The sequence below is a fragment of the Cellvibrio chitinivorans genome (assembly GCF_035117775.1).
In the GTDB taxonomy this organism is placed as follows: Bacteria; Pseudomonadota; Gammaproteobacteria; order Pseudomonadales; family Cellvibrionaceae; genus Cellvibrio; species Cellvibrio chitinivorans.
In genome coordinates, this window is sequence record NZ_JAYKKN010000011.1 from 1 (window position 1) to 13,892 (window position 13,892).

Annotated in this window: 13 protein-coding genes; all 13 read left to right on the top strand. The window is 45.4% G+C overall.

Going from position 1 to position 13,892, the window contains the following annotated elements; genetic code table 11:
- Positions 1-234: 234 nt before the first annotated feature.
- The 13 genes from SPL68_RS17765 to SPL68_RS17825 all read left to right on the top strand — a co-directional run bounded on the left by SPL68_RS17765 (position 235) and on the right by SPL68_RS17825 (position 13,883).
- Positions 235-1,302, top strand: a complete 1,068-nt coding sequence (locus tag SPL68_RS17765; protein WP_323816515.1) for a tyrosine-type recombinase/integrase — start codon at positions 235-237, stop codon at positions 1,300-1,302.
- Positions 1,303-1,626: 324 nt separating this feature from the next.
- Positions 1,627-2,187 carry a Pvc16 family protein gene (locus tag SPL68_RS17770; RefSeq protein ID WP_323816516.1) on the top strand — a complete coding sequence of 187 codons (561 nt, stop codon included), beginning with the start codon at positions 1,627-1,629 and terminating at the stop codon, positions 2,185-2,187.
- Between the two features lie 267 nt (positions 2,188-2,454).
- Complete coding sequence (locus tag SPL68_RS17775; RefSeq protein ID WP_323816517.1) at positions 2,455-3,012, top strand: hypothetical protein; 558 nt, start codon at positions 2,455-2,457, stop codon at positions 3,010-3,012.
- Positions 3,013-3,029: 17 nt separating this feature from the next.
- Entirely contained in the window at positions 3,030-4,676 is a 1,647-nt protein-coding gene (locus SPL68_RS17780; protein WP_323816518.1) for a phage tail sheath family protein, read from the top strand.
- Positions 4,677-4,806: 130 nt separating this feature from the next.
- Positions 4,807-5,265, top strand: a complete 459-nt coding sequence (locus SPL68_RS17785; RefSeq protein WP_323816519.1) for a phage tail protein — start codon at positions 4,807-4,809, stop codon at positions 5,263-5,265.
- A gap of 16 nt (positions 5,266-5,281) precedes the next feature.
- The gene (locus tag SPL68_RS17790) at positions 5,282-5,764 is read left to right on the top strand and encodes a phage tail protein (RefSeq protein ID WP_323816520.1); all 483 of its coding nucleotides are present in this window, start codon (positions 5,282-5,284) and stop codon (positions 5,762-5,764) included.
- A 41-nt stretch (positions 5,765-5,805) separates the two neighbouring features.
- Positions 5,806-5,973, top strand: a complete 168-nt coding sequence (locus SPL68_RS17795; protein WP_323816521.1) for a DUF5908 family protein — start codon at positions 5,806-5,808, stop codon at positions 5,971-5,973.
- Positions 5,974-5,976: 3 nt separating this feature from the next.
- Positions 5,977-6,654 (top strand): CIS tube protein, encoded by a 678-nt coding sequence (locus SPL68_RS17800; RefSeq protein WP_323816522.1) that lies wholly within the window; start codon positions 5,977-5,979, stop codon positions 6,652-6,654.
- A 2-nt stretch (positions 6,655-6,656) separates the two neighbouring features.
- On the top strand, positions 6,657-8,447 hold the full coding sequence (vgrG, locus tag SPL68_RS17805; RefSeq protein WP_323816523.1) for a type VI secretion system tip protein VgrG: 1,791 nt from the start codon (positions 6,657-6,659) through the stop codon (positions 8,445-8,447).
- 32 nt (positions 8,448-8,479) lie between these two features.
- Entirely contained in the window at positions 8,480-8,770 is a 291-nt protein-coding gene (locus SPL68_RS17810; protein ID WP_323816524.1) for a PAAR domain-containing protein, read from the top strand.
- 41 nt (positions 8,771-8,811) lie between these two features.
- Positions 8,812-9,219 (top strand): GPW/gp25 family protein, encoded by a 408-nt coding sequence (locus SPL68_RS17815; RefSeq protein ID WP_323816525.1) that lies wholly within the window; start codon positions 8,812-8,814, stop codon positions 9,217-9,219.
- Between the two features lie 45 nt (positions 9,220-9,264).
- A complete protein-coding gene (locus SPL68_RS17820) occupies positions 9,265-13,089 on the top strand; it encodes a baseplate J/gp47 family protein (RefSeq protein WP_323816526.1) in 3,825 nt (1,274 codons plus the stop codon).
- Between the two features lie 11 nt (positions 13,090-13,100).
- Complete coding sequence (locus tag SPL68_RS17825) at positions 13,101-13,883, top strand: type 2 periplasmic-binding domain-containing protein (protein WP_323816527.1); 783 nt, start codon at positions 13,101-13,103, stop codon at positions 13,881-13,883.
- Positions 13,884-13,892 lie beyond the last annotated feature (9 nt).

The window sequence follows — 13,892 nt, forward strand, 5'->3', positions numbered from 1 at the left end:
GTTCAAACCCACCGAAAAAGGAGAAAAAGACGACAGCTTATCCACAACCCAAACCCGTAAAATAAACCATTAAGGGTGGGTCAAAATTCAACGCAAAAGGTGGGTCAGTTTTAAACGCAAATCAACAAACTGTCGACTCTGACCTTTCCCCAATCATTCAGTAAATATCCTCCAAATGGATCTAGATAATGAGCGCCAAAAGAATATCGTCCTGTATATTTTCTACTTATTAAAATGTATCTTTTAAAAAGTAGAAATGTTAAAATTGGAGGGCTGTTTGGGATTTATCAAGACTTTGATCAGGAATCTAACTCAAAAATGTCAGGCGACCATAAGCCAATGCTCTTCATTAAAAAAGAAGAAATCTTGTCAGATGAGCATTCTCTCGCGGCGACTGATTTGACGTCTCCGCGAAATATTACTAACCCTGCATTCGCTTATCTGCGTAGCTTAGGCTCTGTGAAAAGTCAGAAAACCATGTATTCGTTTTTGAATATCGTTGCTGGCCTTGTAGATGATTCCTGTAATGTCAGTAATTTCAATTGGGGCGCGTTACGTAGACATCACATTCATAGTGTGATTGGGTTGCTCCGTGAGTCCGGCCGGTCTCCTGCCACCATTAACACTTACCTCTCAGCACTTAAAGGTGTCGCTTTGGAAGCGTGGACTTTAGGGCAGCTGGATACCGACAGTTTTCAGCACATCAAGCTAATAAAAACCGTAAAAGGGTTTAGGCTGCCGAAAGGCCGCTCGCTCTCAAAAGCGGAGATAGATAGTCTCTTCTCCGTATGTGGTGAAGACCCCTTGGGGTATAGGGATGCTGCAATCATGGCGGTGTTGATTGGATGTGGTTTGCGCCGTGCAGAAATTGTTTCATTGGATTTGGAAAGCATCAATAAAATGGATCACTCTTTTAATGTTTCCGGGAAAGGAAATAAAGAGCGATTGGCTTTTATGCCATCAGGAACCTGGACGAGGTTGAACGAATATCTAACACGAATTCGTGGCAACTTACCTGGCCCCCTGTTCTACCGAATTCGTCGTTTTGGTTTGATAACCAATGAAAGGATGACCGATCAAGCGATTTATCACATCTTGGAAACACGTAGAGTCGAAGCTGGTGTAGACCCATTTTCTCCCCACGATTTGCGCCGTTCATTTGCGACCATGATGCTGGAAAATGGCGAGGACATTATCACCGTTAAAGATGCTATGGGACATGCTTCTGTATTAACGACTCAAAAATATGACCGCCGCTCTGATAATCGCTTGAGAAAAGCCGCGAGTGCTATTGATATTTAAGGTGATTATCTTGGTGTAGCGAAAAAAACCATTCCCTTTGCGGACATATCTGTGATGCGTCTATTCTGTCTAGATAGCCTAATTCAAGGCTTGTGAGGTATGAGGAATTGCGTCCATCACTGTTGCGCTAAAAAACCAAGATCAAAAATGCTCTTTTTATTGCTGTAATGCGCCGCCATAAAATTTGGCACCAAATTCAACAAATAATTTTTATAAAATGATTTGCATTTAAAAAAGAACAAGACGTAATTTTTTTTTGTGCTAACATTCTCAAAATCTCAAATAAAGAATATCTAACAGGGGTGTGGATTGATTCAAGCTGCAATGAATCATTTAGCAATGCAGCTAAATGCCTACCTCAAACGCACCAATAATCTCACTGAAGATATTGTTGTGGTTTCAAGCTTGGTAGAGAGCGACGGCAATACTGCACCTCATACCAACAATAAATTAATTTTACTGCTCACCAATATTGAAAAAGATACTGTGCCGCAATCTGGCAGCGCGCGTGCAACCGGATTTGATGGCCGCGCCTTGGTTGGTAGCCGCTCGATTTATTTAAATTTATATGTGATGTTGGCAGCGAACTTTAGCGGCAGCAACTACGCTGAAGCGCTTAAATTTATTTCCAAAGCCATCGCATTTTTTCAGATGCAGCCGGTATTTGATAAACATTCAACACCGGATCTGGACTCTCGCATCGATAAGCTCGTATTGGATATCGAGAACCTGAACATTCAGGATTTAAGTAACCTGTGGGGTTTGTTGGGCGGAAAATATCTTCCCTCCGTGTATTACCGTGTACGCATGGTAACCATCAATCCTGATAATGTCGTAGCACAATTGCCTCTGGTGAACAAACCACAAGGTGATATTCGCGGTTAATGCGAGTCAATATTCATGGCACATTTCAAACCGATATTTTCTTTGACGGTTGAACACCTTTTTTTTGACGATAACCGCTGCACCAATTTGATATTTATGCCAACGCCTGCTACCCGGTACGTATTGCAGCAATATCAATTGTTAGTGCGCACCGAAGATAATGGCATTGTCATTATTGCCGATCAGAATTCTCCGGTCGCATTTGATGAAGAAGCTGTGCTGCGGTTTGAAGTATTCACACAAGACCCCTATTTTGGTTTTTACACATTGGAAACCCAAAATAAAAATTTTCCCGTATATTTCAACAGCAAAAATATTACAGAAGATAACACGAGTCTTGAATTGCAAGATGAGCAAGCTGCAGAATTACAAGATGCTCATCCTGTGCGAAAAAAACCGGGCGATAAAACACCGTTATTTATTGTGGACATAGATTTAAGCGACACAGAATGTATAAATAGTTTGCAGTCGCTCGCCCCAATCGCACGCAAGATAAAATTTCATACGCGCGATATTTATTGGAAATATTATTTTTTTGGCGAACTTGCGCAATTGGACTTGGACATCCATGATTTAAATCCGCAGGCGCCTATAGCATTTGACTTGAGTGATGAATCTGTTGCTAAAAATGGCAAAGCGTTTGTTTCGCAACAACCAATTGCAATGAACAGCGTGCCAAAACAACGGTTTCAACTGAAAGATAAAAACAACTCAGGCAAGATCCTGATCAAGCGTTTACCTAACGCAGGAGTTAACTTGATCAGCAAGAGCAGGGACCTCAGGGGGCAGCAAATCCTTGTTGCAGAAATTTATGTAAATCAATAGCACTTAAAGGAACGAATATGGCTGGCGCGTATAAAACTCCCGGCGTCTATATAGTTGAAAAAGACGCCTTCCCCAACTCCGTTGTTGAAGTAGCTACCGCTGTTCCGGCGTTTGTCGGGTATACGGAATTTGCTGATAACAAAGGCAAAAGTCTGCTCAATAAACCCTGGCGCATTTCATCCATGGCTGAATTTATCAGCTATTTCGGAGGTCCGCCGCCAGCCAGTTTCACCATCGCGCGCAAAGGCAGCGAAGCCCCTACCCCCGCGGTCTATACCGTAGCGGCCGGCGCCTCAGATGATGAAATTAAAATCGCCAATGAAATCAATAATTCACGTGAGGCCGTTGCTGCAATTGCTGGCGCGGATAAAAATGAGGACCTGTTCAGCGGCGCCGATGAAGATTTTTCACTCGGCAAAAGCGATAAATTTTTCCTTTCCCTTGATGGCACCTACTTCCTGCTCTATCGCAGCATGATGCTGTTTTTTCAAAACGGTGGTGGTGCTTGTTATGTTGTGTCTGTAGGCAACTACTCTGATGGCATAAAAGACAGCGAATTATCTGTCGGTATTGAGTTACTGAAAAAAGAACAAGAGCCAACCATGCTGGTTATTCCAGATGCGGTCTCGCTCGATCAAGCTGATTGCTACAAATTGCAACAAACCATGGTGTCGCACTGCGGTTATGAAATGAAAAACCGGTTTGCGATTCTCGATGTGTTTGGCGGCTTTATGGATAATCGCGACAACGCGTGTATCGATACATTCCGCAATAAATTTGCAACCAACTTCCCAGCTTTTAGCGCAGCTTATTATCCCTGGTTGAATAGTTCTGTTGTGCCAGTGAGCGAATTGTCATTCCGCAACATTCACGAAGACAGCCTGGAAAATCTGGCGAATGTATTGATTCAAGAAGTCCGCGAGACAATTCCATCGCTGAAGAAGCAGGAAAGTATCGTTGCCGAGATCAAAAAACTGGCCGACACTCCCAGCAAAAGTGCAGCAGAAAATAATGAATTACACAAAACCCTCAGTGCGGTTTGCCCACTCTACAACAAGGTGTTGGCAGGTATTCAACACAAACTCAACCTGTTACCTCCAAGCGGAGCTATGGCCGGTATTTATACAATGGTGGATAACACACGCGGCGTATGGAAAGCACCAGCAAACGTTAGCTTGAGTGCAGTTTCATCGCCCACCGTGAATATCAATCACGAAGAGCAAGAAGACCTCAACGTAAATACGGCCGGTAAATCCATCAATGCGATTCGCACCTTTATTGGTGAGGGTACATTGGTATGGGGCGCGCGTACGCTTGATGGCAACAGTCTCGATTGGCGCTACGTTAACGTGCGTCGCACTATGATCATGCTGGAGGAGTCAATCAAACTTGCCAGCAAAGCCTATGTATTTGAACCCAACGTGGCCAATACCTGGGTGACGATTAAGAGTATGGTCGGCAATTTCCTCACGGGTGTATGGAAGCGCGGCGGACTCGCAGGTTCAAGCCCGGAAGATGCATTCAGTGTGCACGTTGGCCTGGGTGAAACCATGACCGCGGAAGATATTCTTGAAGGTATTTTGCGTGTGACGGTATTGGTTGCATTAAGCCGTCCGGCAGAATTTATCGAGATTACCTTCCAGCAACAGATGCAAAAATCATAATCATTTAGTGCATCAACGATAAGGTAATAGGAAATAGTTGACGCGAGGTTTTGTTATACACAGCTGTGTGTAATAGCAGCAAGGACTTCGCATATTTTTAATCCATAGATAAATTAAGGTAGAGATTACTATGGCAGAAGACGGCTCAGCACAATCAGCCAATATTTGGCCCCTTCCCAAGTTTCACTTTGAAGTGAAATGGGACTCCAATGTTATGTCCTTTCAGGAAGTGAGCGGACTGGACATTCAATCAGAAGAAATTAAATATCGCTCAGGAGACAGCAAGCAATTTTCCGTGATCAAAATGCCGGGCATGAAAAAATTCGGCAATGTGACCATGAAAAAAGGTGTGTTCAAGGGCGATAACAAATTCTGGGATTGGTTAAATCAAATCAAACTGAACACTATCAAACGTGTTCCCGTCACTATCAGCTTGCTTGACGAAAGTAGCGCCCCCACCATGGTATGGACTTTGACCAATGCATGGCCGACAAAAATTTCCTCCACCGATTTAAAAGCGGAAGGAAATGAAGTTGCCATCGAGAGCATTGAAATTGTTCACGAAGGTTTAACTATTGCAAATGGTTAATGGTGCGCACAGCTAAATGTCTGCAGCAACTCCCGTAAGTAGCACAGAAGGCGGTTTATACCCGCCTTCTGCGTTTTATTTCAAAGTAGTTTTTGGTGGCAACGCGGATGGCGTTGATTCGTCTTTTCAGGATGTCTCCGGTATTTCCAGCGAGATGTCAACCGAAGATGTTCCCGAAGGCGGTGAAAATCGGTTTGTTCACAAATTACCGACCGCAATAAAACAGAGCAATCTGGAATTAAAGCGTGGGATTGCACCGACCTCTTCACCTTTAGTGAGTTGGTGTCAGGAGGTAATGGAGGGGGATTTTATGAACAAGATAATGCCGAAATCCATCAATGTGTATTTGCTCAATGAAAATGCTGAACCTATTCGTGGCTGGTCATTTGCCAATGCGTTTCCAATCAGGTGGGAAGTGGAAGCATTTAATTCAACTAAAAATGAAGTGGCAATAGAAAAAATCGTCTTAAGTTACACCCACTCCAAGCGAATTCTATAACCGGAAACTTTTAATTTAACACTGATTGCGACAATTCCATCATGGTCATAGAAATCAAACAACTGCTGATTAAATCCAACGTGGTGGATGAAGAACATGATGAGCGCGCTGAACAGCGCAACCTACAGCAAGCCAATATCAAACACGAAGTATTGAGTGAATGCCGTCGCCTGATTGTGGAAATGCTCAACGATAGAGGTCAGCGATAGATCATGGCTGTGGCTAATGGTACAAAAGTGAAATTAAAAATTTCACCCTGCGATGTCAATGATGGCATAGCAACGGTCAATGGAGACACACCTTTTGAAGCCTTGATCAATCCAGCGGGTTATACGCATAGCTCATCGATTAGCTACGCTGAAAATCAGGCGCCTGGACCCGGCAGCGAAAAGAAATACAACAAATCAAATCCCGATAGAATTGAATTCAAAGAATTGGTTCTTGATGGCACAGGTGTGGTAGAGGGCACTAGCAGCAGCGTACGCGCGCAAGTTGCGCTGTTACGCAAAGTTGCCTATGACTATGATGGCTCGGAGCATGAACCACCGGTGGTGGAGGTATCTTGGGGGCCACTCTTGTTTAAAGCGCGCATGGAAGCGTTGAAAGTCAATTACACATTGTTCAAACCCAATGGCGAACCGCTGCGCGCCAAAATGGATTTGGTATTTACCGCGTACAAAAGCACTGAAGAAGTGTTTCGCGGTGCGAGCCTTGAGTCACCTGACCTAACTCATTTAGTTGAAGTCAAAGCGGGCGATACCTTGCCTATGCTCTGTTATCAAATTTATAAAGACAGCTCCTATTATCTGGCTGTTGCGCGTCTTAACCAGCTGCATAATTTTCGCCAGTTACAACCTGGCCAGCTGCTGCGTTTTCCTCCGCTGGTGTAGTCATGGCTGAATCTCCTTTAACAAATACCAGCGGCGTAGTCAGCTTCAATATTTTGGTGGATGGCACGGCGCTCTCCACCAGTATTGAAATTATTTCTATCGATATCAGTGCCTGGGTCAATCGCATCAACACCGCCACTCTGGTGTTGAATGATGGGGATATGCCCGAAGCAAAATTTCCCAATAGTGACAGCGCGACCTTTGTGCCGGGCGCAACAATCAAAATCCAGCTAGGTTACGACCAAACAGTTACCGATATTTTCACCGGCGTTATCATCAAACACTCAGTAAAAATTACTAGCCAAAATGATGCACGCCTAGTAGTGGAATGCAAAGATAAAGCGCTGGCCATGACTATCGGGCGCAAGAACGCCAATTACATTGATAAAAAAGACAGCGACATTATCACCAGTTTGATTGGCAATTCCTCCGGCCTCACTGCTGCAGTAACTGCCACAACTTTTCAACACAAAGAGCTGGTGCAATTTTACAGCAGCGATTGGGATTTTATGCTCGCGCGCGCAGAAGCCAACGGCATGCTGGTCACACTCGATGCTGGCACAGTTACTGTTGCGCCGCCGCAGGTGAGCGCTGCTGCTGTGCTCACAGTTACCTATGGCATTGATTTAATCGACTTCAATGCGGAGCTGGATGCGCGCAATCAATACGGCAATGTCACTAGCAATGGCTGGGATCTCGCCAGTCAGGCATTACTGCAACAAACCGCTACACCGGAAGCCCTGAATGAACAGGGCAATATCACCTCGGCAACACTCGCGAGTGTGTTGGCTGTGAACGATTTCCGTTTGCAAAGTACTGTTCCGCAAGACAGCAGTCTGCTTACCAGCTGGGCTAAGGCACAACAATTAAAATCCGGTCTGGCGCGCATTCGCGGGCACGTGAGTTTTCAAGGTAGTGCATTGGCAAAACCCGGAGTGATTATTGAGCTCGCCGGTGTGGGTGATCGCTTTAACGGCAGCGCATTTGTCAGCGGTGTGCACCATCGTGTGGTCGATGGCAATTGGATTACGCGCACTGAATTTGGCATGTCGCCCAATTGGTTTAGCGAAATCAATGAATTGGAAGCGCCGCTGGCCGCTGGCTTAAATGCCGGCGTTAACGGCTTACATGTGGGCACCGTATTGAAATTGGATAATGATCCGGAAGCCCAATACCGTATTCAGGTTTCCATTCCGGAAATGAGTGCAGCAACCGATGGTTTCTGGGCACGTCTTGCGAATTTTTATTCCTCTAATAGTTTTGGTGCGTTTTTTATTCCAGAAATTGGCGATGAAGTGGTGCTGGGTTTTTTTAACGGCGATCCATCACATCCGGTGATCCTCGGCAGTTTGTATTCCAGCGCAAAGAAACCTCCCTATACGCCGGAAGCGGCAAACAATACCAAAGCACTGGTGACACGCACCCAAATGAAAATGGAATTCAATGAGGAGAAAAAAATCATCACTATTATCACACCAGCCAACAATCAAATTGTGATTAGCGATGATGGCAAATCGATTTTATTGCAGGATCAAAACAGCAACAAAGTTACACTGGATTCAGCGGGCATCTCCCTCGACAGCCCCAAAGATATTACGCTCAAAGCCCAGGGGAAAATTGTACTCAATGCCACGGGCAATATTGAGGCAAGCTCGCAAATGGATATCAAGCAAACCGGTTTAAATATTACCGCAACTGCCAATGTGGGTTTTACCGCGAAAGGCAGTGCAACTGCAGAGGTATCAGCAGCAGGGCAAACCACCATCAAAGGTGCGCTGGTGATGATTAATTAAATTTAAAAATTATTTTTTAGCGGAAAAATATTATGCCACCTGCAGCGCGAATTACCGATATGCATGCCTGCCCTATGACCACCGGCCCCGTACCCCATGTGGGCGGGCCGATTAGTGGCCCCTGTGTACCAACGGTGTTGATTGGCAGTTTGCCTGCTGCGGTAGTGGGCGATATGTGCGTCTGCGTCGGCCCACCGGATTCTATTGTGAAAGGCTCTGCCACAGTCATGATCGGCGGAAAACCGGCGGCGCGCATGGGCGATAACACAGCGCATGGCGGCAATATTGTATTAGGTTTGCCCACCGTCATGATTGGTGGATGAATAAATTGGCAGGTAAAAACATTCGTAGGTAAATAAATACGATGAGCAGCAAATCATTTCTCGGTACAGGCTGGAGTTTTCCACCGGAGTTCACCAGCAAAGGCTTGATAACAGTGAGTGCGGAACAGGATATACATGAAAGCCTACTGATTTTGTTATCGACCACACCGGGTGAGCGAATCATGCAACCCATTTATGGCTGCGGATTAAAAGCCCATGTATTTGATTCGCTCAACGAAAGTAATTTTGCAGTGATGCGCGATACCGTAGAGAAAGCCATTTTATTTTTTGAGCCCCGGGTGGTTGTTGAGCGCATTGATGTAAGTGATGACGATTATCGCGAAGGCAAAATACAAATTCATGTTCACTACCGGGTGCGAGCGACCAACAATCGCTACAACCTGGTTTATCCATTTTATTTTAACGAAGGCAGCAATGTCTCAGCGTAATTTTCTATCTGCATGGTTGCTAATGTGCAAGGAGTGGATCTGCCAATGAGCGATACGCGTGCTGCACAAACAGGAGCATCGCTGCAACTGCATGTCCGCGATGGCATGAGTCGGCAGCGCCGCTATTTGCCTGCACTTGAGCAACACTATTTCAATGTGGATGAAATGTCATTTGAACAGCTGCTGACGCAGTTACAGGATTATGCGCGTCTGGTGAAATTACCGGGAGTGGAATTTTCATCGGAAGATATCGAACAGATTTTGTTTGCGCGCGATGAAATTGTGGTGATGGCCCAAATTATTGCGCTTGATGTCGATGAGCTGGAGCAACGATTCAAGGCGCGTTTGCAGCAGGAAATCGGTAGTGAAGAATGGGCCCTGAGTGAAGCGCAGAATCCTGCCTCGGTATTGGGTTTGGCGCTTATGCTCGACCGTTGGTTGAACCTGTTAAAGCATCCCCAGAGTAGTGCTGGGGAAAATCTCTATGGATTAATTGAAAGTGTTGTGCTCGGCTTGGCCAAGGAATTATATCGTGTGCATGGTGTAATGCCGGAGCGGGTAAAACAGTCGGATTATTTTTCAGCGCACTTCATGAGTTTGATTACTGCTGCCGGACAAGTGGATGTGGCTCGTGAAGATAGCAATACCAACCCACATATAGAACTCAATATTCGTTCGCTCTATGCCTCCTTGCTGAAAGCGGCTGATATGGTACAACTCAGTGCGCGTCAATTTTTGCCGGAATCCATGCGCAGTAAAAATCACGATCCGGCGCTGGCTTTACGTATTGCGTTTGTCACTCTTTATCAAAAATTACAACAGCGGTTAAATCGTTTTACTCTCGATTTTATCGATTTCTATTTCACACAAGTATTGCAAGCCAAACCGCGTCCGGTGAAACCCGACAGTGCTTATTTGGTTTTTCAGCCTGGTACCAAAGAGCGTGAGATACATCTACCAAAAGGTACAGAATTTTTTGCCGGTATTGATAGTGCTAGTCAGGATATTGTCTACGCATCAGATGAAGATGTGATTATTAATGATGCGCAGGTCGAGCAGTTGTACAGCTTATTTTTTCCGCGAGTTAATCTCGATCTGCGCCGCACGGGTAGTACTCGTGCGGCGCAGGAAAGAACCAGCGGCTCATCGGCACGCACCAGTGTTTCACTTGCCGATGGCAGCTGGTTGACGGCTATCAATGCGCAACCCAAAGCCGACAAAAAAACGCGCGATAAATTTATTGCCCAGCCGTTTTTTGGCGCAGCGCGCAATCTGACTAATAGCGACGGACGCGCGAGTGATGAAGCAATCAGCGCACGCATCGGATTTGCGGTTGCCAGCAATGTATTGCTCTTGCGGGAAGGCCAACGGCAAATCACTGTAGATCTTGTTTTTGAAAATATCCTGCGTCAGCCTTGGGGTAAGCTCAATAATATCCTGCGCTACCTACCCAATATCAAAGACAATATTGCTGATGACAAGGCTAAATTTTTTGCTTATTTCAGTAAGCTATTCCAACTCAGCCTGACCACCGCGGAAGGTTGGTTGGATATTGCGGAATACAAACCGGCTTATAACGCGACAGATGGCAGAATAAAACCCAATACGATGCGTTTGAGTTTTATGCTGCCAGAAAATAGTCCGTCGATTAGTAGCTACAACACCGAAGTACATGGTGATGCGTTAACCACAGCTCTGCCAGTATTGCGCTTTACCTTGAGAGAAAATTATCTACAGTACCCCTACGATATTCTTAAACAACTGGTGCTAAAAGAAGTATGCATACAGGTGGAGGTTACAGGCTGTCACGATTTATTACTTCACAACAATATCGGCCAGCTCTCGCCGCTTGCTCCCTTTGCGCCGTTTGGGCCAATGCCAGATGTGGGTTCTTATTTTATTGTTGGCCTCGACGAAACGCGCAGCAAACAACTTACGTCATTGACGGTAGATATTGATTGGAGCAGCTTGCCTGCAACTGCAGGTGGATTTAACACCTGGTATCGCGATTATCCAAATGCAAAACAAAACCATCAATTTGTGGCTGGTGTCAGTGTATTAGTCAATGGCCGCTGGCAGCCAGACACAAGTGATAGTAACAGTTATCAAACACTGTTTAATTTTCCGCTAAAAAATGGCACTGCCCATTTAGTTGCACAAAAAACCTTATCGGCCAATAGCGCAATTCCATTTTATAAAGCGCAAGATCCACATCAGGCAAAGCGCCCCTTCAACTATTCACCGCTGACCCGTTCCGGATTATTTAAATTTACTTTGCAGGGACCACTGGGTGCATTTGGCCATCGCGAATACCCCAATTTGCTCGCAGAAGTATTGACCCACAATACGCGCGTAAAAAACTCAACTTCTGCGCGACCTATTCCCAACCCACCTTACACACCGGAAATCAGCGCAATACGTGTAAATTATTCTGCTGTATCTACTCTGACGCTGGCAGATACCGGGCGCGAAACTGAGTCCAGTTACAAAGATCAATTTTTTCATTTGCATCCACTGGGATGGGAAGCCATATCGCCACTGCGTCATCCGCGCTTATATCTGCTCCCGCAATATCCAGACGATGGAACGTTATTTATCGGTATAGTGGCGAGCGATATTCAGCAGCTGAGTTTGTATTTTCATTTGCAAAATAATTCATTGCCGTTGAGCGAAGAACAACTCACACAAGCTCACACTGAAAGCCGGATGGCCGCGCTTACACCTGCAGCGCTAGTGAACTGGTCCTATTTAAGTAATAACCACTGGCTTCCACTGAACCCGCGTTACATATTGAGCGATTCAACCAATGGTTTTATGACCTCAGGCATTATCACTCTGACCATGCCGGAAAAAATAACCACCGCCAATAGCATTATGCCGGGTGGTTTATATTGGTTAAAAATCAGCGCTAATAAAGCGCTCAGTCATTTCAGTGATCTCTTTTCAGTTTATGCGCAGGCAGTAAAAGTCAGCTGGCGTTCGGGTATGCACCCACCAACGGAGCATCCGATGCAACTGCCTCCCGATACGATCAAGCGTCCACGTCAAACTATCGCGGGAATTACCAGCATCAGTCAGATCAGCAGTTCTTTTGGTGGAGTACCAGCCGAAAATATTGCGCATTTGCGCACACGCATTAGCGAGCGCCTACGCCATAAAAATCGTGCACTTACACCGCTCGATTATGAAATGTTGATTCTGGAAAAATTTCCGCAAATTTATAAAGTGAAATGTTTTGCCAATTTGCGTACCAATCCTCATGCCCCCATTTGTCCCGGACATCTATTGATTATTCCGATTCCATATCGCCACTTGAACGATGATCGCGGATTCAAACCCTATTTTGATGGGCATCTCATGTTGTCCATCAAAGAATTTATTGAGCCGCTAACACCTGAGCTGGTGCAGGTAGCGGTGGAGAATCCGGTATATGAAGAGGTGCAGGTACGCTGCGCTGTGCAATTTAAAAAAGGTTTGCATCCCGGCCGCCATCAAAACTTATTAAATCAGGCGCTGTGTAATTATTTGTCGCCTTGGTGTGAGCAAGGTAACAGTGTCCATTTCGGCTGGAGTGTGAGCGAACAGGAAGTGAAGTCGTTTATTCACAACCTTGAATACATTGAGCATGTAACTGATTTTTCACTGTTGCGCATTGCACCGGGCGACGAAGGTTTATTTATTCTCGATGATACAGGCAGTGTAGAGGGCGACGAAAAATATCGCCAAACCTTAAAACCTACCTATGCCTGGAGTACCGCAGTGCCATTACAACACCATTATCTCGATACTCTCGATCAGCCGCGCCAGATTCACGCCCAAATCACGGGTGTAGATGAGCTGGAAGTGGGTAGTACTTTTATCATTCTCTAATAGGTAGCAGGATGGAAAAACTCGATAGAAATGCCCTGAAGAACAAATTCAAAAAAGGGAAAATGCCTTCAGAGCAGGATTTTTCCAATTTGATTGATTCGATGGTGAATATCCTTGAAGAAGGTTTTGATAAAACCAGTCGTGATGGTTTAAAAATTTCCCAATTAATGGGCTCTGGCAGGCTATTCAGCTTTTATAAAAATATCGCGGTAGAAAGTCCGCAGTGGTTTCTCGAGTTAAGTGCAAGCGAAAACAAATTACATTTTGGTACACCGACTTGCCCGCGTGTACTGAGCCTTTATAGCCATACTGAAGACAGCCAGGGAAAGTTGCGCGTGGCAGTTGGCATTAATAAAGAAAATCCGCAGGCAACACTGGATGTTGACGGCACTATCGCCTCTACCGGGCGCATGGGAAAAAGTGGCGAGATGGCCGCACCTGCCGACGGCAACTGGCACGATATCACCAGCGCGTTAACTGGCTGTGAAGCGTTTGAAATTATGGCAGGTGTGGGCGGTCAGGATGCGGACGGCAAGTACGCACTGCTCCATGCTTTTGCACTCAATACGTTTAATGGCAAAAGTAGTATTAATGCACAGGACGCACATTTTGGTAATAAATGTAATCGTATCGAATTGCGCTGGCAGCCGGTACCAGAACAAGGTCAGTTTCATTTTAAGTTGCAAATGCGTGTGCAATGCAGTTACGGAAAAAACATCTGGATTAAATATCACCTCACACGCCTTTGGTTTGATCCGCTGATGATGGATAGCAATCAGCCCCCGGATAATTAATATTGAATG

Coding starts and splice junctions, on each gene's coding strand:
- SPL68_RS17800 (WP_323816522.1), top strand. CDS start 5,977: ATGGCTGTGGCTAATGGTACAAAAGTGAAATTAAAAATTTCACCCTGC.
- SPL68_RS17780 (WP_323816518.1), top strand. CDS start 3,030: ATGGCTGGCGCGTATAAAACTCCCGGCGTCTATATAGTTGAAAAAGAC.
- SPL68_RS17815 (WP_323816525.1), top strand. CDS start 8,812: ATGAGCAGCAAATCATTTCTCGGTACAGGCTGGAGTTTTCCACCGGAG.
- SPL68_RS17810 (WP_323816524.1), top strand. CDS start 8,480: ATGCCACCTGCAGCGCGAATTACCGATATGCATGCCTGCCCTATGACC.
- SPL68_RS17785 (WP_323816519.1), top strand. CDS start 4,807: ATGGCAGAAGACGGCTCAGCACAATCAGCCAATATTTGGCCCCTTCCC.
- SPL68_RS17795 (WP_323816521.1), top strand. CDS start 5,806: ATGGTCATAGAAATCAAACAACTGCTGATTAAATCCAACGTGGTGGAT.
- SPL68_RS17765 (WP_323816515.1), top strand. CDS start 235: ATGTATCTTTTAAAAAGTAGAAATGTTAAAATTGGAGGGCTGTTTGGG.
- SPL68_RS17820 (WP_323816526.1), top strand. CDS start 9,265: ATGAGCGATACGCGTGCTGCACAAACAGGAGCATCGCTGCAACTGCAT.
- vgrG (WP_323816523.1), top strand. CDS start 6,657: ATGGCTGAATCTCCTTTAACAAATACCAGCGGCGTAGTCAGCTTCAAT.
- SPL68_RS17790 (WP_323816520.1), top strand. CDS start 5,282: ATGTCTGCAGCAACTCCCGTAAGTAGCACAGAAGGCGGTTTATACCCG.
- SPL68_RS17825 (WP_323816527.1), top strand. CDS start 13,101: ATGGAAAAACTCGATAGAAATGCCCTGAAGAACAAATTCAAAAAAGGG.
- SPL68_RS17770 (WP_323816516.1), top strand. CDS start 1,627: ATGAATCATTTAGCAATGCAGCTAAATGCCTACCTCAAACGCACCAAT.